The sequence below is a fragment of the Dolichospermum planctonicum genome (assembly GCF_005402965.1).
GTDB classification, from domain to species: domain Bacteria; phylum Cyanobacteriota; class Cyanobacteriia; order Cyanobacteriales; family Nostocaceae; genus Dolichospermum; species Dolichospermum planctonicum.
The window spans coordinates 1-20,210 of the sequence record NZ_BJCF01000030.1; the positions used below are offsets into that span (position 1 = coordinate 1).

The window sequence follows — 20,210 nt, forward strand, 5'->3', positions numbered from 1 at the left end:
GGTTGTTCCACATAGGTTGAGCTTCATAATCTTGACTCCACAGAGAAGTGTAAACGGTTTTCTGATGATGTTTGGTCTTGAGAATTGATGTCAGTTAGAGTGTGTCCCCAATCAATACGGGCTTTGAGTTGCTCTGATTTCCACTGTAAACCGAGGCCAGTTCCGACCAAAGACCCATCTTTGTTGGTATTACCAGGATTTACCTTAGTATTACTACTACTCCATCCCGTGCCAAAATCTACAAAAGGAATCAGAGATAATCCGCCTTGTTGATTGACTGTACGTATAATAGGAAACTGAATTTCTGTGGATAGTAAGAAGCCATTATCCTTTAAAAGAGTATCCTGACGATAACCCCGAACGCTGGAAAATCCCCCTATACCAAACTGTTCTAGAGGTACAAGACCCTCTTTGCTCAACTGTAAGTTAGAACGCACTGTCAGTAACATATCATTTTGGCGATTTAAAGAACGTACATATTGTCCCTGTCCACGCCATGCAAAAAAATGACTATCGGGAATACCGTTATTATTGGTAGTAGCATCCAATATCCCTAGTCCAAAATTAAATTGAGAATAAAGACCTAGTACAGATTTTGAGTTGCGTGTCACCCAATTTTGAGAAAAGGCAATTTTAGAAATGCGAGTTTCACCGTTGTCATTTGCACCAATAGACAAAGGAAAACCGTCTGGACCGAGTTTAGTTTTACTGATTTGTCGGGAAAAAGCTAAACCTAAACCCAATTCTTGACTAGGAGTTTGCCATAATGGTTGATTAAAACCTATTTCATAGTAACTGGAGTTGCCAGTAATATCTAGTTGATCAAAGGGTGGTTCTGTGACGCTGGTTCTGGTTACTCCTCCAGAGACTTTAATTGTCCCATTGCGGGGATTTACTGGTAAACCATAGCTGACATCTAAGGCGTTGCTACCATCGGTGTTAGAGTAACTAAGACTAAAACTATCACCCCAACCAGACAGATTATTGTCGGTAATTGTCGTTCCCCGTCGCCAACTACCGACACTGGGAGCGCGGCCGTTATTGGTGAAAATATCAATATGAAAGGTATCTGCTTCTTTGACCGTAACTTCTAACACACTTAAATCCGGTCGAACTCCCTGTGATATTTGTGCAGAAATATCCCGAATTTGGGGGTCAGTTTTCAGCAGTTGTAAAGCCTGAAGAATGCGCTCTTGATTCAGGGGAGCTTTGGTACTTAAACCCAGCCGAGAACGAATATAATCGGGTTTTAAGCGTCGAGTCCCTTTAATAACAATATTTTCGATGCCTCCTTCAATAATTGTCACCTTAACTATTCCCCCTTGAGCGGAAATATTTTGAGGCTCAATCACCGCCGCAGAGTTGATATAACCCTGATTCCGGTACAAGTTATTTATGCGAGATTCTACTGATATTAAATCAGAAAATGTAATTTCTTGATCAATTAAATCATTGACTGCTGATCTTAATTTTTCCTGAGTAAAGGCTGTATTACCGACAAATTCAAATCCCTTGATATTCACAGTCCCCGGAACATTTTCCAAAGGGGAGGGAGTGACTGGAGAAGGGGGGGTTTCTAGTTTCGGTTCTTCTATAGGTTGGGGAGTGGGTAGAGGGGGTTCAGGTGTCGTTAATGTGGGTCTGGTGGGGATTTGACTCATGATTGATTGTGCTTGAACAACCCCTGCATTCATCAACCCCAAGGAAAAGATCCCAAAACAAGCTACACCTACCCAAGTTGTTTTAGTGGCAGATAGTACAATCGGAAAACTATGATTAGGAGGGTAAATTTTTAGCTTTTGAGAGTTTCCATGGCCGAAAATCCCTGATAGTAAGGAAAACCTGGCCAAGATGCTGGTAATATCATCTTGGCAATAATGCTGTTGCTGATAACTAACTCTCACACTAGATGCTGGCGGGCACATGGAATAACTCCCAAGTTTCTCAACACTCGCAGTATATAATGAATCGTAATTAATTTCACAATTATCAATTAAAAATACTGTTAAATTTTGTTAAATTTTTTAAATATAGGAATCCGGTTTGATTCGTGAATTTACTTGTGTGGTCAGGGAACTCTTAACTGGGAACTCTTAACTGGAAGAAAGACAGAATTGATACCTACTGAGTCTTGTATGGCTACGCCACGCAAGCTATCAAAAATCAAATAGGAGTCCTATATCTTTGAGAATTAATTCTATGGGACTACCCTTATTCCGCTTTTGTGAAAAGATTTACCTCCTTTAGTCCCTTGTGAAGAGTGAAAACAAAAATCCAGTCCCCTCCCCTTTACAAGGGTTAGGGTGGTGTAATTTAATATACCGCGTTCTCCTCTGACTTAATTAATATCTTTCAGCACCTCCTGGACTGACTCATATCTTTGGGTAAAGTCAAGATGTACCATCTTATTTAAAACTTTAACCAATTCGTCATTGTCATTAATATTTGCTATTCGTTGCCAATTTTGCAAAATCCCTTCATCGCTAGAGGATGTGTTAGCAATGACAATTAAACCCGTATTCCCATGTCTCCGAAAATCTCTGGGAGTTATCCCTGTTAAGGCTTGGATAGCGATAATTCCCAAAGCATAAATATCACTGTTTAATCTTGGCATTCCATTCAATTGTTCACCGGGTGCGTAACCGGAAGTACCAAACCCGATAGTTAAATTCTCTGGAGTCTGCTGTTGCGGTTGGATTTGTTTGACACCGCCAAAATCAATCAAAACAATCTTATGATCTTCTGTTCGCCTGATTAAGTTATCGGGTTTAATATCTCGGTGAATAACACCATAACCATGAACAAAAACAAGTACCTGTAAAACTTCTTTGAGGATATTGATTACCTGATCATAGGAGCAACATTTCCCAGGAGTTAACTCCTTAGTCAAAGTATGACCCTCAATATATTCCTGAATTAAATAAAATTCCTGATTTTGTTCAAAGAATGCGAGTAATTGGGGTATTTGTTGGTGTTTTCCCAAGGTTTCCAGAATATATGCTTCACTATTGAATAAACGAGTGGCAATTTTCAGGTATTCTGGATTTCGTTCAGCGGGACTGAGTTGTTTGACAACACAGAGGGGATTTCTTGGCCGTTGAGTATCTTGGGCTAGATAAGTTTTACCAAATCCACCACCACCTAATCTATCAGTAATTTGATAACGTCCTTTGAGGCGGGCATTGTTGTTTAATGGTTGTCCCGTAACATAATTGCCATTATTATAATCGGCATTGGTCTGATGCGATCGCAACTCTTCAATGTCCTTTGCTTGTTTCTCTAATATTCCCCTGATTTTTTGTTCTTCTTGCTTACTTGCATAATTACTGTAGGCAATCACGGCATTAGCTGTCAAAATTAAACTCAGTGCGGGAGCAATCACTGGCAACCATCCCCCTTGAGTAAAAATAATCAAGTTGCCGGCAAATAGAACCAATAAGGATATAGTTTGTCCTATACCTAAGCCTAATGGATGACGAATGCGGCAAGCTAAAAATCCACCAATGGCAGACCATGTTCCTATCCAGAGGAATTCACCCCAAGGGGGTAAAAACCAAAATAAAGGCTGGTTGTTTAAAACGGCACTGAGAATCTCACTAGTAATTTGTGCATGAATTTCTACCCCTGTCATCCTCCCAGAATCGTCCGCTTTTCCAGAATTAAATGGGGTATTAAAAACATCTTTTAAACTCGGTGCTTTAGAACCTATGAAAACAATCCGGTCTTTAACTAAGTTGGGTTGAATTTTACCTGTAAGTATGTCCGTAAGAGTGACTTGTGGGGCAATTTGACGGTGAGAACGATAATTGAGAAGAATTTGGTATCCTCGGGTGTCTGCATTTTCATAACCACCAGAGTGAGTTTCTAGGGGTTTAAAAACAACATCACGGAGTTTTAGTTCTTTTTTAGTTGTTAATTGGGGTTGAATACCGCCAACTGCTAGATATTTTGTGGCTAATTGCCAGCTTAAGGAATAGGGAGTTTGGCAATTATCGGATTTCTCTACATTCACTGAGATCAAATTACGGCGAATAAAACCATCAGTATCTTCCACTAGGTCACTAAATCCTACCTGTGATGGTTCTAAACCTTGGGGTGATGCAATACCAACACTTTTACTGTCAGCGTGTTTACAGACTGGGACGATTATATCACTTTGCTGTAGGCGTTGTAGTAGTTTTTCGTGACCGGGTTGTACTGGTAAATCACGGAAAATGTCTAAACCAATGGCTCTAGGTTGATATTGTTGTAGTTTATCGAACAACCGATCTAAAATTTCACCGGATAAAGGCCAATTCCATTTTTGCAGGTCTTCTTCCGTTATACCGATGATTAATAGCCGTTGATCTGGACCTTGATCAGGAAGTAGTTGTACCATCTGATCATAGATTTTCAATTCCATGGTCTCTAATACTTGCAGTTTCTGAAGTCCTATGACTAAGACTGTCACTGCACCACAAATAATCACTGGTTGGTTTCGGAATGTGAGGAGGTTTGACAACATTCTCCTCAGTTTATTGATGATATTGGAGTCATGTAAAATGGTCTTTTCCATAATTTTTTAACTTAGTAACTTAGTAACAAATCAAAACTAGTGTAATTTAACAACACTTATATTAGATAATCACTCTGGTATTAGTATAACTGGTATTAATATAATATATTCAGGATGGTTTCCTATAACTAATCCAAGATTTTCAGACTTATACGAGATGTGATTGATAGCGTCTGTGATGTAATTATAAAGCCTATGATGAGACAATGGTGATTCATGAATCATCCCTAGTTTTCTGATATTTGGCCTAAATCCTAATCATGATCAAAAAATTAAATCTTTTGCAAATAATCTGCATTAACATCAATCCCTTATTAAGGCTAAATCCCTTATCCAGCAAGAGATGTAACTACAATTTACATCACCAATCATCGAAAAATTAAAAAAATATAAATTGCATTTTTAGAGAAAAAAATGATAGGCTGTATACATACGGCAAATCTCAGGCTTATCAGGCACTCTAACTCTTAATCCCCCAATGCTTTCAAGAGTTTGAAACGGAAAACAGAATTTAGTCCCCCTTGCTTGATAAAGGGAGGGTTAGGCTGGGGTAAAAACCGGATGTTGTGGGAAAGTTGAGTACAGTTGAATCTCAGAAAAACCAATAAAAATCCGGCTGAAATCCTTACAGACATTGAGTTAGAGATGAGTACAAAGAAATCCTGAACCCCTAACTATAAATACTCGTACCCCTGACTATAAATACCTGCACCCCAACCCAAAAAAATCTTTTTTAATTTTTGTATCGTTGCAATACAAGGATTTAAGGATTTGAGTACAAACATAATAAATCTAATAAGTTCTATCCTTGGTCAACCAAGGGGGACAAAAAAAAAGGCTGCTATAAATCATTTATCGCCAATCACTTAACGCTCCTTAACAAAATCAAGTTAATAGTCAAAAGTGTGTGGAGGGATGAGATTAGCACCATGTCTAAGATTATATTGACATTGGCAGTAGTAACAGCATCTCCCACAGTGGCTCTCAAGTCCACCGCAAACAGCGAAATTCAATGACACTACCTGCTACCAACATTCTCACCTCCGACGGCCTGCGAGATCAGGATTCTATTATCATCCCCGCTAAATCTGGTAATTGCGGTTGCGACAGCAGCACAACTCCAGAAATGGACGAAAAACTTATAGAACGCATTGCTAAACACCCCTGTTATAGCGAAGAAGCTCATCATCACTATGCACGGATGCACGTTGCCGTTGCCCCTGCCTGCAACATTCAATGTAACTATTGTAACCGCAAGTATGACTGTGCTAACGAAAGTCGTCCAGGGGTAGTGAGTGAACTGCTCACACCAGAAGAAGCCGCCCATAAAGTGTTAGTAATTGCGGGTAAAATTCCGCAAATGACCGTATTGGGAGTAGCTGGACCTGGTGATCCTTTGGCTAATCCAGAAAAAACTTTTCGGACTTTTGAACTAATTGCAGACAAAGCGCCAGATATTAAATTGTGCTTATCTACTAACGGTTTGATGCTCACAGAATATATTGATCGCATTAAACAATTAAATATAGATCACGTTACCATTACCCTTAATACCATTGACCCCGAAATAGGCGCGCAAATCTATTCTTGGGTTCACTATAAACGCAAGCGTTACAGAGGTGTGGAAGGAGCAAAAATTCTTCTAGAAAAACAATTAGAAGGACTGCAAGCCCTCAAAGAAGCTGATATCTTATGTAAAGTTAATTCTGTAATGATTCCGGGAATTAATGACCAACATTTGGTAGAAGTTAATCAAGCAATTCGGGAGAGAGGCGCGTTTTTACATAACATTATGCCGCTAATTTCTGCACCAGAACATGGTACACATTTCGGTTTAACCGGTCAACGTGGACCAACAGGAAAAGAACTGAAAGAAGTCCAAGATAATTGTTCTGGTAACATGAAAATGATGCGCCACTGTCGTCAGTGTCGAGCAGATGCGGTAGGATTATTAGGAGAAGATCGTAGCCAGGAATTTACTAAAGATAAGTTCATGGAAATGACTCCAGAATATAACTTTGAAACCCGCCAAGAAGTTCACGAAGGTATTGAGAAATTTAGAGAAGAAATTAAAGCCGCAAAAGATAAAGTATTGACTGGCAAAAAATCTGCTAATAATCCTAAAATCTTGGTTGCAGTAGCCACAAAAGGCGGTGGATTAGTTAACCAACACTTCGGACACGCCAAAGAATTTCAAGTTTATGAAGTTGATGGTAATGAAGTTCGTTTTGTTAGTCACCGCAAGATTGATCAATATTGTCAAGGTGGTTACAGCGAAGCAGCTACCGCAGATAATATAATGAAGGCAATTGCAGATTGTAAAGCAGTCCTGGTATCGAAAATAGGCAACTGTCCTCAAGAAAAATTAGAAGCAGCAGGAATAAAAGCTGTTGAAGCCTACGACGTAATTGAAAAGGTTGCTTTAGAATTTTACGAGCAATATGTTCAGGTTAATGGGTAATTCAATTTTGGATTTTGGATTTTGGATTTTATTGAATTAACTCTAATCTAAAATCTAAAATCTAAAATCTAAAATCTCAGAGGTAAATAATCATGGCTTACAAAATTACTAGCCACTGTATTTCTTGCAAGTTGTGTTTACCTGTTTGTCCTACTGGTGCAATTCAAGAAGTTGATGGTAATTATTGGATTGATTCTCAACTTTGCACAAATTGCGCTGGTAGTATTCACACCGTACCTCAATGTAAGGCCACTTGTCCGACTGCTGATGGTTGTGTTCAACAATCTAGTGATTATTGGGAAAGTTGGTTTGCTTATTACCACCGTGTTTTAGCAAAATTAACAAATAAACAAGACTACTGGGAGCGTTGGTATAGCTCTTATTCTCAGAAGTTTTCCCAACAGTTGCAAAAGCATCAAGGCCAAGTAATTATATAGGTGATTTCATGGGTGATAGGTAATAGGTAATATTTTCCCCCATTACCTATTACCAATTACCAGTTAATAATTCTAGCTAATTACTCATAATCTTTATATGGAAACCATGCAAAATAATTGCATTTATCTTGATAATAATGCCACCACCAAAATAGATCCTCAAGTTGTTGAGGCTATGATGCCTTATTTAACGGATTATTATGCTAATCCTTCCAGTATGCACACTTTTGGTGGACAATTGGGAAAAGCTGTAAAAACAGCCAGAGAACAAATTGCTGCTTTACTCGGAGCCGAAGAATCAGAAATTGTTTTTACCAGTTGCGGAACTGAAGGTGATAATGCTGCTATTCATGCGGCGTTATTAGCTCAACCAGAAAAACGTCATATCATCACTTCTCAAGTAGAACATCCCGCAGTTTTAAATGTCTGTAAACAATTAGAATCTAAAGGTTATCAAGTTACCTATTTGTCAGTCAATTCTCAAGGACAAATAGACTTGAATGAGTTAGAAGCTTCTTTAACTGGTAACACTGCTTTAGTAACAGTAATGTATGCCAATAATGAAACTGGCACAATTTTTCCCATTGAAGAAATTGGTGTTAGAGTTAAAGAATATGGAGCTATCTTCCACGTTGATGCAGTGCAAGCGGTAGGTAAAATACCCTTAAATATGAAGACCAGCACCATAGATATGTTAACTATATCTGGTCACAAAATTCATGCTCCTAAAGGTATTGGTGCTTTGTATGTTAAACGTGGGGTTCGTTTCCGCCCTTTCTTAGTTGGTGGACATCAAGAACGAGGACGTAGAGCAGGTACAGAGAATGTTCCCGGAATTATTGCTTTAGGGAAAGCTGCGGAATTGGAATTATCACATTTAGCAGAAGCAACAAAGAAAGAAAGAAAGTTACGCGATTATTTAGAACAATCTCTTCTGGCTAAAATTCCTGATTGTCAAGTAAATGGTGATATTAAAAATAGATTACCAAATACGACAAATATCGGTTTCAAATATATTGAAGGTGAAGCAATTTTGCTCTCTTTAAATAAGTACGGTATTTGCGCTTCTTCTGGTTCTGCTTGTACTTCTGGTTCTCTTGAACCTTCTCATGTTTTACGAGCTATGGGTTTACCCTACACTACTTTACATGGCTCAATTCGCTTTAGTCTTTCTCGTTATACTACGGAAGCAGAAATTAATCAAGTAATTGCAGTCATGCCGGAAATTGTTGACCGTCTACGGGCTTTATCTCCCTTCAAAAATGATAATGCCGATTGGTTACAACAACAAGGACAAACTTTAGTAAATAGGTAATGGGTAATGGGTTATAGGTAATGGGATTCCTCTATTACCAATTACCAATTACCAATCCAAAATCTAAAATCCAAAATCTAAAATCTAAAATTAGCTATGTGGGACTACACTGATAAAGTATTAGAGTTATTTTACGATCCTAAAAATCAAGGTGCAATTGAAGAAACCGGTGAAGCTGGTGTCAAGGTGGCAACTGGTGAAGTGGGAAGTATTGCTTGTGGTGATGCTTTAAGATTACATTTGAAGGTTGAAGAAGCAACAGATAAAATTCTGGATGCACGTTTTCAAACTTTTGGTTGTACTAGTGCGATCGCTTCTTCTAGTGCTTTAACTGAAATGATTAAAGGTCTAACTTTAGATGAAGCTTTGGGAGTAACAAATAAGGAAATCGCTGATTATTTAGGTGGTCTACCTGAAGCAAAGATGCACTGTTCTGTTATGGGTCAAGAGGCTTTAGAAGCTGCCATTTATAATTATCGTGGTATTCCTCTAGAGGCACATGACGATGAAGAAGGTGTCCTCATCTGTAGTTGTTTCGGAATAACTGATGCTAAGATTAAAAAAGCAGTCGCCCAAAACAATCTCTTCAGTGCCGAACAAGTAACAAATTATGTAAAAGCTGGTGGCGGATGCGGTTCTTGTTTAACGAAGATTGATGATATAATCAAGGAAGTTCAGCAGGAGTTCGCCCAACAAAATCTCAACATCTACGGCGCGAAAACTAAAACAGAAATTCCTAATTCAAAGTTTATTGCAGAGCAACAAAAACCATTAACTACAGTCCAAAAAATTGCCCTGATTCAAAAAGTATTAGATGAAGAAGTCCGACCCGTGTTAATCGCCGACGGGGGAGATGTAGAACTTTATGATGTCGAAGGTGATAAAGTTAAGGTAATTCTTCAAGGTGCTTGCGGTTCATGTTCTAGCAGTACCGCTACTTTAAAGATTGCCATTGAAGCGAGATTACGCGATCGCATCAGCAAAGAAATTATTGTCGAAGCAGTTTAGAAATTAGTCATTGGTCAGTGGTCATGAGTCATTAGCAAAAAACAACTGACCACTCACAAACAAAAATCCCTACAACCCAATAAATACTATGAACACCACTAGATGTTTTGTAGAGCGATCGCCCCCGTAGCGACGTTCTACACACGCTCACCGCCGTAGAACTTGGCCGTGAGAACCGACAGACGAAAAACACGAAATCAACCAATTCTAGGAAAACACGAACAATGACTACTGACGCAAATATTAGACAGATAGCTTTCTACGGCAAGGGCGGTATCGGTAAATCTACCACTTCTCAAAACACCCTCGCAGCTATGGCTGAAATGGGTCAACGCATCATGATCGTAGGTTGCGACCCTAAAGCTGACTCTACTCGTTTTAATATAGTGATTCTTGATGCTTCACTGACAGATACTAACCGATTAGAGAATACTGATAAATAAGTCATACAAAACGATATAAGATTCTTGATTCTTGAGAAACACAAAACTTGATTTGATATTTAATTTTGTGTCTGAATAATAAAATAAATTTGTTCATCATCAACAGACAAAAATATCAAAAAATAGCTAGGCTATTTACAAGAGTTCACTTATTATGATATGCAGGAAACAGCGACTCAAGTATTGATTCGTGTCTCTAAAAAATGGTATAGGATTCGGTATTTAGATCCTGATACCAGAAAGAGATTAATGTTATTATCAGAGGAAGAATTTGAAGTAGAACTTCAAGGGCTGCTTAAACCCGCAGTTTGACTTCTTTGATTTCACCATTGGCAACTTTTACGTAATCAATTAATTCTTTATATATTAAAGATTTATCCGCCCAGGGTGTTTCATCCCAAAAATTAATATTGCTACAACAAAACGAAAGAATATCAAATAGTTCGCTGTTGATTTTGTTGACTACGGTTTCTTTTTGTTTGATTTTATTTATCTCTAAAATTGTTTGGTCAATCGCCTCTTGAATTATTGGGTTTTTAGGTAAAAGTCTCAGTGCCTTTAGTTGTTCTTGTCTAGCCATCAATTCAGGGCTATCCTGTGTTTCTACATTTGAATTTGTAATTGCATATTCCTTAATTTCCCTGTGCCGTTCTACTAAGGCTTGATCCACTGCCAAAATAATATCTGGTAGATAGGTACTAATTTTGTTGCTACAAAAATCATTGCCCATGTTTTCATGTTTTTTGCAGCGGACTCTATATGTCGAATTTCGTTTCTTGCAAAAGCATTTGTAACAGCAGTCAGCGCAAATAATCTGCCCCGCTAGTGGGAAAATCTCTGTTTCTTTTTTATCCCTACCGTAGCTGTATTTAGATTTATTCTCGTCAAGTTTTCTAACTATGCGTTTGTATATATCCTCAGTAATCAAAGGTGGGTGAGTATCTTCATGAATATCCCAGTTCTCAGGTTGGTTTAAATTGCCTTTGATATTATAGGCGGTACACCCTCTTAGTACGGGGTTTAAAAGCCAGTAACGCAGTCCGGCAGCAGTCCACTTGAGATGATAAGTTTGCAGTAAATATTGCGCCGTACTCCTCAATGTAGACCCATCACCGAGAAAATATTCAATGGTCTTGTGTGCGATCGCCCATTTACTAATTCCATTCATCTCAGATAAATCAGGAGCATACTTTTCATCCACGCGACAATACCCAAAAGGTGGACGGGGAGAAGCTTTTTTCTGCTCTCTAAAAAAGCTCATGCCATTTTTGATGCGATTAGCCAGTAGCCTAGATTCAAATTCAGCCAAACCAGCCATCTGATTCACAGAAAACCACCCAAAGGGGGAGGAGGGGTCAACAGGGGCATCCAAAACCGTGAGTTTGACGTGATACTCCTCAAAGATAGCGATCGCTTTGTGAATCCCCACCACGCTGCGTCCTAGTCGGTCAATTCTAGTGCAGATGACTTCAGTAATCTTCCCTTGTTTGCACTGAGCAATCATTTGATTAAATTCTTTTCTCTTGTCGCTGCGCCCGGACTCAACATCTGAGAAGATGACAATAGCCCCTGCCTTTTCTACTCGTGCTGTTTGTTGCTCCAAAGCATTGCCTTCATCCTGTTCACGGGTGGAAACCCTCACATAACCTGCTTTCATGATTATTCCTCATACTGCCCATATTGTTAATATAACTCTACTCGTTTGATGCTTCACTCCAAAGCTCAAACCACCGTATTACACTTGGCTGCTGAAAGAGGCGCTGTTGAAGATTTGGAACTCCACGAAGTCATGTTAACCGGTTTCCGTGGTGTTAAGTGCGTAGAATCTGGTGGTCCAGAACCCGGTGTAGGTTGCGCTGGTCGTGGTATTATCACCGCTATTAACTTCCTAGAAGAAAACGGTGCTTACCAAGATTTAGACTTCGTATCTTACGACGTATTAGGTGACGTTGTATGTGGTGGTTTTGCTATGCCTATCCGTGAAGAATAAGCTGTTTTTTCCAGGGTTTTTGTTGGTGCAATTGTTTGAGGTTTTTTGTTTTTTTATGCCCTATTTTTGCCCTGGGAAATTTTTGGTAAATGGGGTTTTTGTTTTGTTTTTCTGCTTTTGTTTACCCTATTTTGTCCCTATTGTCAAGGGGTATACATGATTTTTGATAAATGGGTTACTGATTTTTCAAGAGAGTTCTAAAAGTTGAATGTAAATACACTATCATAATTTCCTATGAACTCCTTTTCTGTTATCTATACTATCTATTAAAACCATTCTAAATTTTATAGCTAATAGCTACCAAAATATTACAGCAGTTTCCGATATTCACAAAGTACAGATATTAATAATAAAACTCTTGTGGTGCGGGCAAGATGCCCGCACAAAGTGTACCTCACTCAAAGCTACTTGCTGTAACAGGCATTTGAGTAGATATAATCTAATCGCACTCCAACCAGAAATTTAACCAGAAATTTACATTACACAGTATCATGGTATATGATGCTATAAGTAAGTATTTTTGCAAATTTGTTAGTAAAAACTTAATTATAAACTTAATTATATAGGTAGTTTTAGTCTATACTATTTGTTAAATCAAGGTCTAGATCTGAGGGTATTCTGCTATGTCACTTTTCAACCTACTACAGACGCTCATTTTTGGTATTCATAATCCTGAATTCGATGCAGCGCGAATAAATCATGACAGCTGGCCTCAAAGCGAATATTTTCAGGGTGAAAAGCCTTCAAAAGACCAATTGGAAAGGGATAAACAGATAACTTTTCAAAGAGCTTATCAATTGGGACAGAGTTTGAGAGCAGCTATCGAAGAACATTACTCTGCTCCAGAACAACAGCGAGTTACTGATAGTCTTATGAAAGTAATAGTATACCTTGGTAATAACGCCAGGATATTTCCTGATATGGGATCTGAGAATATCTGGTACACAGATTACCATGATCTAATTGAATTAGCGAAAGATATGGGCTTAGGAGATAAAACCTTACCTCACTGGCCTGAAGAATCAAATTTCTTTAATCGCTATCTAGAACTGACTAATTCTGATTTAGTTCAAATATTTCTGGGTTTTTTAGAAGCAGCTTTGCTTGATGAGTATAAATTTGGGGCAGATTTAGATAGCTGGGTTAGGTACTTATTAAGAGAAACCTTAAAATCGAGACAGCGTTTAGCTCATGAACAATAGACATCTGGTGGTAATTAAATCTGCATAACCACCAAACCCTTGTAGGGACAATTCATAAATTGTCCCTAGGATAATTTTCACTCCTATCTAACTTACCGTAGCAAAAGTAAAATGTGGTAATATAACCACAAACTAGTTTTAATTATATGTCCAGTCTTAACCTCAAACCAACCCATAAACCTGTCAAGCAATATTACGAAGAATTAGAAAATTTCAAAAAACTGGGAGTTGTCCATGAAACTGCGGTAAAAGTGGCTTTTCAAAAGTTGCTTGAGTCTTGCTGTCAACAGTTTAAATGGACTCTAGTACAAGAATATGCGATTAAAAAACGAAAAAGAGTTGATGGGGCTTTAGTTGATAGTTATAACTTAGCTCGTGCTTATTGGGAAGCTAAAGACAGTAAAGATAATTTAAAAAAAGAAGTCCAGAAAAAACTAGCTATTGATTATCCCAAAGATAATATTATTTTTCAACAACCAGAAAGGGCAATTCTTTACCAAGATGGTAAATTGGTAATGGATGAAGATATTACCAAACCCCAAAACTTAGTAGATGTATTACGACAACTTTTTGAATATCGTCCTCCCGCAATTGAACAATGGGAAAAAGCCGCTGATGAGTTTGGACTGCGAGTAGAAGAACACGCAACTGCATTATTAAGATTAATTAAAGAACAAAGCCAGAAAAATAAAAAATTTATTGATGCTTTTGCCGAATTTTTCAAACTTTGTCGTCAATCAATTAATCCTAATATTGCAGAAGCAGCGGTTGAGGAAATGTTAATTCAACATTTATTAACTGAGCGCATTTTTAGAAATGTGTTTAATAATCCTGATTTTGCTCAACGCAATATCATCGCTGTGGAAATTGAAAAAGTAATTAATGCTTTAACTTCTAAATCCTTTAGTCGCAGTCATTTTTTAAGTAGTTTAGATCGGTTTTATGGTGCAATTGAAGAAACCGCAGCAACCATTGATGATTTTTCCCAAAAACAGGATTTTCTCAATAAAATTTATGAGCGCTTTTTTCAAGGTTTTTCCGTAAAAGTTGCCGATACCCACGGAATTGTTTATACTCCTCAACCGATTGTTAATTTTATGGTCAAAAGTGTTGAGAATATTTTACAAAAAGAGTTTGGTAAATCCTTAATTGATAAAGGTGTCCATATTCTTGACCCTTTTGTGGGAACAGGTAATTTTATTATTAGAATAATGCGAGAAATAGCGGAAATTCAAAAATCAGCTTTACCTTATAAATATGAACATGAATTACATTGTAATGAAGTGATGTTATTACCTTATTATATTGCTTCTATGAATATTGAGCATGAGTATTTTGAGCAAGCAGGAGAATATAAATCTTTTGAGGGTATTTGTTTAGTTGATACCTTTGAAGATCAAAATATTCAACAATTGGATTTATTTAGTCCAGATAACATGAAACGAGTAGAAAAACAAAGGAAATCTGATATTTTTGTGATTATTGGTAATCCTCCTTATAATGCAGGACAATTGAATGAAAATGATAATAATAAAAATAGGAAATATACTACAAAGGATAAAACAGGTATAGATGATCGTGTGTCTGCAACCTACGCAAAAGCATCAAAAGCAACATTAAAAAATAAATTATCAGATCCTTATGTGAAAGCAATTCGTTGGGCAAGTGATAGAATCAAAGAAGAGGGTATTATTGCTTTTGTCACTAATAACAGTTTTATTGAACAAATCGCTTTTGATGGCATGAGACAGGAATTAGAAAAACATTTTGATCAAATTTACGTATTTGATTTAGGGGGTAATGTTCGCAAAAATCCTAAACTGTCAGGTACAACTCATAATGTATTTGGTATTCAGGTGGGAGTGAGTGTTAATATATTAGTCAAGAAACAAACTAGGTGATTTTATGCTAAAATCAAATTAATATTGATGATCTAAATTAGGAATTATTCTCAGTTCAACAGTAGATAAGGAGATAAAAATGCAAATCGTCGTCAAACCAGAACAAGAAAAATTCATTCTTCAAAAACTACAACAAGGTAAGTATCATAGTGTGGATGAGTTATTAGCAGTAGCTTTTCAACTGTTAGAACAACATGATCTTAAAGAAAAGCAACTGAGTGAACTAAGACGAAAACTCATGGACGGAACACAACAACTTCATGAGGGGAAAGTAGTTGAAGGTGAATTAGTTTTCCAACAACTACAAGAAAAGTTAAAGCAAATGGGACAGGGTTAAAAATGGGTAATTATTTTTTCTCTCAACTTGCGGTGAAAGACCTCAATCAAATTTGTGAATTTATCGGACAAACCAATATTAAAGCCGCGAGTAAACTTTTTGATACTATTCGGGAAAAATGTAAGTTAGTCTTTTCCTAGCATGGGAAAAGATTATTCTGAGATTTTATCAAATTTACGTGGGTTTATTGTTGATGATTATATTATTTTTTATTATCCCCTAGAAAATGGAATTGAAATTGTCCGTGTTGTTTATGGAAAAAGAGATTTAAACGCTGTATTTGAAGAATTTGGAAAACAAGAATGAAAAAAGCTAAAATATACTATGCGCGAATGGATGAATTTTGGACAAAGGAAGAAAAGTTAAAATATTTAGAAAACCTTAACTGGTATGATGTTGATTGGCAAGAAATTAAACCAGATAAAAATAATAATTGGTTAACAGACGGTTTAGAAAATGATTTTGATAATTTTATAGCAATTGGATCAAAAGAAGTCAAAAAGCAAAAAGACCCAAATCCACAAGTTATTTTTAAGCTATTTAGTTTAGGTGTAGCATCTAATCGAGATGAATGGGTTTTCTCTTTTTGTGATAATGATTTACAGGATAAAATAAAAACATTTATTCAAAACTATAATATTGAAGTAAGTAGATACTTTCAACAGCCATCAAAACCTGATATTGAAACTTTTATAGATACTGATTCGAGCTTTATAAAGTGGACAGATAGACTTAAATTAGCTTTAGAAAGAAAAGAGTTTCTTTTATTTGATAATTTAAAAATTCGGAATTGTTTTTATCGCCCCTTTATTAAACAATATATTTATTTTGATCATCTACTAAATCAACGTAGATACCAACAGCATATAATCTTCCCAACACCTGAAACTGAAAAAGAAAATCAGGTAATTTGGATCAAAGTTGGAACTGAAATTCCTATGTTTGCCCTTAGTATTAATTATATTCCTGATCTATTACCTCAAGGTGGTTCACAATGTTTCCCATTCTACACTTACAATGAAGACGGAACAAACCGCCAAGAAAATATCACAGATTGGGCATTAAAACAATATCAAAACCATTACCAAGATACTACAATCACTAAATGGGATATCTTCTATTATATCTATGCAGTGCTACATCATCCCCACTACCGGGAACGCTACACAGCCAACCTGAAAAGAGAACTTCCCCGCATTCCCTTTGCGCCCCAATTTCATCCTTTTGTCATAGCCGGAAAACGACTAGCAGAAATTCATATTAACTATGAAAAACAACCAGAATATCACCTGAAACACCTAGAAAATAAAGACTTACCCATTGATTGGCGTGTAGAAAAAATGCGCCTATCTAAAGATAAAACCCAAATCAAATATAACGACTTTCTCACCTTAACAGGTATACCATCAGCAGTATTTTTATATCGTTTAGGCAACCGTTCGGCCTTAGATTGGATAATAGATCAATATCAAGTTACCACAGATAAGCGCAGTGAAATTACAAATGATCCTAATCGTCTTGATGATGAACAATATATTGTCAGGTTAATTAAACAGATAATTACTGTGAGTTTAGAGACGGTAGAAATCGTTAATAATTTACCAGATTTGGGATTACCAAAAGATTGATAAGTACCAAGATCCCCGACTTCTTGAATGAGTCAGGGATCTATTGTTGTATGAAGATATTATTTTTTTGATGTTGTGGGTTGTCGAAATGCGATAAAAACGGTATAATACTTATATTCTCAAGGATAATGCTCATGGAAATCCAAGAACTTAAAACTCTTATTCAAGAAACTGTAAGAGAAACAATGCTAGAAGTATTAAAGAAAGAAAGACTTGCTCTTTGTTTGGCTTTGATACCTCGTGTTAGTGACAAAGAAATGCAGGAAATTCAAGAACAATTTGGATCACCTTCAGATTATGATCAAGATGATTTTATCAATATGACAGATTGGGTGCGAAATGGAACTAAACTTCAGTAAAAATGCGCTGAAATTTCTCAAGAAACTTTGAGATAAAGATACAGAAAAAGTACGTAATAAGATATTGCAATTGTTAAATTCAGTTGAAGAATCTGGTTTAGTACCATCTGGAGAACTTGATATAAAAACATTAGAAGGAGAATGGCAAGGTTTTTTAAGAATGCGGGTAGGTAAAATTAGGATTATTTTTACAGTGGATATAGAACAAGATGAACTACAAATTTATGAAATAGGCTTTAGAGGTGATATTTATAAAACTTAAAAAATAAAACTTAAAAATATCAAGAAAAATTAAATCCTATACAACAAGGTTAAAAATGAAAAACTCAATTCCTAATCACTTCACTATTGAAGTAGAACAAGAAGAAGATGGACATTGGATAGCAGAAATTTTAGAAATTCCCGGTGTTTTATCTTATGGTTTAACTCAACAACAAGCAATATTTAATGTACAAGCATTAGCTTTGCGTGTAATTGCTGATAAACTGGAACATGGGGAAATAAATTTAGGTTTAAAAAGTCTCACCTTTTAATATTGGTGGTAACAAAGTTAGACTAATTGCAGCAATTCATTATAACCGCCAAAAAATCTATATCCGTGCTGTGCTAACACATTCAGAATATGATGAAGGAAAGTGGAAAGAATAATGCAAACTTTAAACCTTGAACAAACCATTAATGCTTGGTCATCCATTGCGGAAAACGTCTTTGTTCCTCACACAGAGCAGGAATATGAACACTTAGTTGATATACTAGATTCTCTGATAGATCAAGTTGGTGAAGATGAAAACCATCCTCTTGCATCCCTCATGGAAGTCATCGGAGTTTTAATTGAAAACTATGAAAATGAACATATTCCTGAACTAGAAGAAGAGTAACTAAATGAATTATCATTACAGTATATTAATTCAGTGGTCAGATGAAGATCAAAAATATGTAGTCAGTGCGCCTCTGCATCTCTGCGTGAGGCTAACTGTTATCTTACAGCAGTTTCCGACATTATGAAGTACAGATATTAATAATAAAACTCTTGTGGTGCGGGCAAGATGCCCGCAAAAAGCCTACCTCATGAAGATGAAATCTGCTGTAACTCAATTTTCATCAAACTGTGTCCCATTTGTAACTTCAATCGTTCATTCTCAATTCTTAACCGATCATTTTCCCTTTCAAGGTCAATAACCATCTCTTGTAACTCTTCCACCTTTGACTTCTTTTTAATAGCTTCCTCAATAGCCACATTGCGATTTTCTAAACTAAACCACTTCTGATAAATTGAAGTGTGCATATTCACCGAATGACCCAAATTATCAGCCGCAGCTTTAATAGGAATCCCCATCAAATGCGCTCGAATTGCCCAAGCATGACGTAAATCATAGGGTTGAAAAGGAATCTCTACAAATCTAAACCATCTATCTGTACCATGTCGCACAGCATTAATTTGTTTACTGGTAATTTTATCTGCAATCTTTGTTTTTAATAACTCAATTGCTTCCCGATCAGTCTTTAAATTAAAACTCTCAATCCAACGGGGATATAATGGTAATGCTTCCCTCTCACCTGTTTTACATTCTTCATTTACCCGCCATGTATTCATGGTATTATCAGATGATAACCACCAATCTAAATCAGGGTTAACAAAAATTTCTAATGGTCTTAATCCATAAGTTGCTAACATTCCATATACCCATCTCCATAATTTCCAATTATTCCGATCTTCCCTATTTATTAACTTAGTAGGACGGTTCGAAGCATAGTTTTCAAACCTTAAATATTCCTTCTCAACCTCTAAATCTGTTGGGATATCCCGCTTTCTTTTAGCAGTAGATTGGATTTTAAAATTATTTAATACTGGAACTTCTAAACCAGAACATTTACATAACACCCGAATCACTTTAATTAACTCGTTTTTGACACTATCAGATGATGGGCAAAATTTAACAGCTTCAATAAAATTAGCATTGATTGCTAGTTTATCTTTAGGTAAATGCTTTTGGGCAATATATAGATAACTATTAAAAGTATTTTCACTTTTTAGAGTACGTTTTCTAGTTTGAAAATAGTTTTTTTCAAAATTTATAATTAGGTCACTAATATTTTGTAAATTGGCTTTAATCCTGGTTTTTCCTAAATATTTATCCGTCCATTGAAATTGTTTTCTAGCTATCAACTTTCCTAGTTCATAAGCCTCCTCTTCTGCGGTATTTAAACCATCAAAATTAAAGGGAATACCCAAAGAAATATCATATTGTTTTGTACCGCTACCGTTTTTATCAATATCCCCTGGCTTAATAGGTAGGGTACTTCTCAACTGTAAGCAATTACCAGATTTTCGGATATAAACACAAACCTTAGCAGCTTTTAGTCTAGTATTTACCGCCTTTAATTCCGTCCGTAACTTAGTTTTGATGTAAATTTCTTGGTCATTTACTGCTTGCATTCTACCTAAATATCCCCCGTCGGTCATAGCTGTTGGTTGAAAATTGGTAAATGCTTCCTGTGATCTGTTCATACCCTAGATTTACCCTAATAAAAAAACTGTCCATTTCTGACAATGATCGCAGTAAACATTGTAGA

At 36.5% G+C, this 20,210-nt stretch carries 20 protein-coding genes and 2 pseudogenes; 18 read left to right on the forward strand and 4 right to left on the reverse strand.

Features of this window, described 5'->3' with window-relative positions; translation table 11 throughout:
* Window positions 1–23 precede the first annotated feature (23 nt).
* Complete coding sequence (locus FFO06_RS13360; protein WP_201275458.1) at window positions 24–1,925, reverse strand: ShlB/FhaC/HecB family hemolysin secretion/activation protein; 1,902 nt, start codon at window positions 1,923–1,925, stop codon at window positions 24–26.
* Window positions 1,926–2,338: 413 nt separating this feature from the next.
* Window positions 2,339–4,555 carry a CHASE2 domain-containing serine/threonine-protein kinase gene (locus FFO06_RS13365; RefSeq protein WP_236097144.1) on the reverse strand — a complete coding sequence of 739 codons (2,217 nt, stop codon included), beginning with the start codon at window positions 4,553–4,555 and terminating at the stop codon, window positions 2,339–2,341.
* A 1,012-nt stretch (window positions 4,556–5,567) separates the two neighbouring features.
* On the opposite strand from FFO06_RS13365, the gene nifB reads away from it, so the two are divergent.
* The 6 genes and pseudogenes from nifB to FFO06_RS21195 all read left to right on the forward strand — a co-directional run bounded on the left by nifB (window position 5,568) and on the right by FFO06_RS21195 (window position 10,531).
* Window positions 5,568–7,016 (forward strand): nitrogenase cofactor biosynthesis protein NifB, encoded by a 1,449-nt coding sequence (nifB, locus tag FFO06_RS13370; protein ID WP_228036418.1) that lies wholly within the window; start codon window positions 5,568–5,570, stop codon window positions 7,014–7,016.
* Between the two features lie 92 nt (window positions 7,017–7,108).
* Window positions 7,109–7,453 (forward strand): DUF362 domain-containing protein, encoded by a 345-nt coding sequence (locus FFO06_RS13375; protein ID WP_137908485.1) that lies wholly within the window; start codon window positions 7,109–7,111, stop codon window positions 7,451–7,453.
* A gap of 106 nt (window positions 7,454–7,559) precedes the next feature.
* Entirely contained in the window at window positions 7,560–8,768 is a 1,209-nt protein-coding gene (gene nifS, locus FFO06_RS13380; protein ID WP_137908486.1) for a cysteine desulfurase NifS, read from the forward strand.
* A 96-nt stretch (window positions 8,769–8,864) separates the two neighbouring features.
* Window positions 8,865–9,776, forward strand: coding sequence for a Fe-S cluster assembly protein NifU (gene nifU / locus FFO06_RS13385; RefSeq protein WP_137908487.1), 912 nt, complete (start codon window positions 8,865–8,867; stop codon window positions 9,774–9,776).
* Window positions 9,777–10,000: 224 nt separating this feature from the next.
* Window positions 10,001–10,153 (forward strand): annotated as a pseudogene (locus FFO06_RS13390) (AAA family ATPase); the annotation flags it as partial.
* Window positions 10,154–10,378: 225 nt separating this feature from the next.
* A complete protein-coding gene (locus FFO06_RS21195; protein WP_162501196.1) occupies window positions 10,379–10,531 on the forward strand; it encodes a hypothetical protein in 153 nt (50 codons plus the stop codon).
* Here FFO06_RS21195 and xisF read toward each other — a convergent pair.
* Window positions 10,515–11,876: a fdxN element excision recombinase XisF gene (xisF, locus tag FFO06_RS13395; protein WP_199290966.1), complete on the reverse strand. Its 1,362-nt coding sequence runs from the start codon at window positions 11,874–11,876 to the stop codon at window positions 10,515–10,517. The genes FFO06_RS21195 and xisF overlap by 17 nt on opposite strands.
* Before the next feature lie 33 nt (window positions 11,877–11,909).
* Between xisF and nifH the strand changes: the two are divergent.
* From nifH to FFO06_RS13450, 12 genes and pseudogenes are all read left to right on the forward strand, one after another.
* Window positions 11,910–12,203 (forward strand): annotated as a pseudogene (nifH, locus tag FFO06_RS13400) (nitrogenase reductase); the annotation flags it as partial.
* Window positions 12,204–12,832: 629 nt separating this feature from the next.
* Window positions 12,833–13,411 carry a hypothetical protein gene (locus FFO06_RS13405; RefSeq protein ID WP_137908489.1) on the forward strand — a complete coding sequence of 193 codons (579 nt, stop codon included), beginning with the start codon at window positions 12,833–12,835 and terminating at the stop codon, window positions 13,409–13,411.
* 146 nt (window positions 13,412–13,557) lie between these two features.
* Window positions 13,558–15,312, forward strand: coding sequence for an N-6 DNA methylase (locus FFO06_RS13410; protein ID WP_137908490.1), 1,755 nt, complete (start codon window positions 13,558–13,560; stop codon window positions 15,310–15,312).
* Window positions 15,313–15,391: 79 nt separating this feature from the next.
* Entirely contained in the window at window positions 15,392–15,649 is a 258-nt protein-coding gene (locus FFO06_RS13415) for a ribbon-helix-helix domain-containing protein (RefSeq protein ID WP_137908491.1), read from the forward strand.
* Between the two features lie 2 nt (window positions 15,650–15,651).
* A complete protein-coding gene (locus FFO06_RS21560) occupies window positions 15,652–15,789 on the forward strand; it encodes a type II toxin-antitoxin system RelE/ParE family toxin (protein WP_199294581.1) in 138 nt (45 codons plus the stop codon).
* A gap of 1 nt (window position 15,790) precedes the next feature.
* Window positions 15,791–15,955, forward strand: a complete 165-nt coding sequence (locus FFO06_RS21565; RefSeq protein ID WP_199306437.1) for a type II toxin-antitoxin system RelE/ParE family toxin — start codon at window positions 15,791–15,793, stop codon at window positions 15,953–15,955.
* A complete protein-coding gene (locus tag FFO06_RS13425; RefSeq protein WP_137908492.1) occupies window positions 15,952–17,277 on the forward strand; it encodes a type ISP restriction/modification enzyme in 1,326 nt (441 codons plus the stop codon). Before FFO06_RS21565 ends, FFO06_RS13425 begins: the two co-directional genes overlap by 4 nt.
* A 134-nt stretch (window positions 17,278–17,411) precedes the next feature.
* Window positions 17,412–17,636 carry a hypothetical protein gene (locus tag FFO06_RS13430; protein ID WP_137908493.1) on the forward strand — a complete coding sequence of 75 codons (225 nt, stop codon included), beginning with the start codon at window positions 17,412–17,414 and terminating at the stop codon, window positions 17,634–17,636.
* A 64-nt stretch (window positions 17,637–17,700) separates the two neighbouring features.
* Window positions 17,701–17,898, forward strand: a complete 198-nt coding sequence (locus FFO06_RS13435; RefSeq protein WP_236097145.1) for a type II toxin-antitoxin system RelE family toxin — start codon at window positions 17,701–17,703, stop codon at window positions 17,896–17,898.
* 55 nt (window positions 17,899–17,953) lie between these two features.
* Window positions 17,954–18,169 (forward strand): type II toxin-antitoxin system HicB family antitoxin, encoded by a 216-nt coding sequence (locus FFO06_RS13440; RefSeq protein WP_137908494.1) that lies wholly within the window; start codon window positions 17,954–17,956, stop codon window positions 18,167–18,169.
* A 34-nt stretch (window positions 18,170–18,203) separates the two neighbouring features.
* On the forward strand, window positions 18,204–18,284 hold the full coding sequence (locus FFO06_RS22585; RefSeq protein WP_370539406.1) for a type II toxin-antitoxin system HigB family toxin: 81 nt from the start codon (window positions 18,204–18,206) through the stop codon (window positions 18,282–18,284).
* A complete protein-coding gene (locus tag FFO06_RS13450; RefSeq protein WP_137908495.1) occupies window positions 18,284–18,514 on the forward strand; it encodes a hypothetical protein in 231 nt (76 codons plus the stop codon). Before FFO06_RS22585 ends, FFO06_RS13450 begins: the two co-directional genes overlap by 1 nt.
* 188 nt (window positions 18,515–18,702) lie before the next feature.
* Here the strand turns inward: FFO06_RS13450 and FFO06_RS13460 are convergent, their stop codons facing one another.
* Window positions 18,703–20,145, reverse strand: coding sequence for a site-specific integrase (locus FFO06_RS13460; protein WP_137908496.1), 1,443 nt, complete (start codon window positions 20,143–20,145; stop codon window positions 18,703–18,705).
* Window positions 20,146–20,210: the final 65 nt, after the last annotated feature.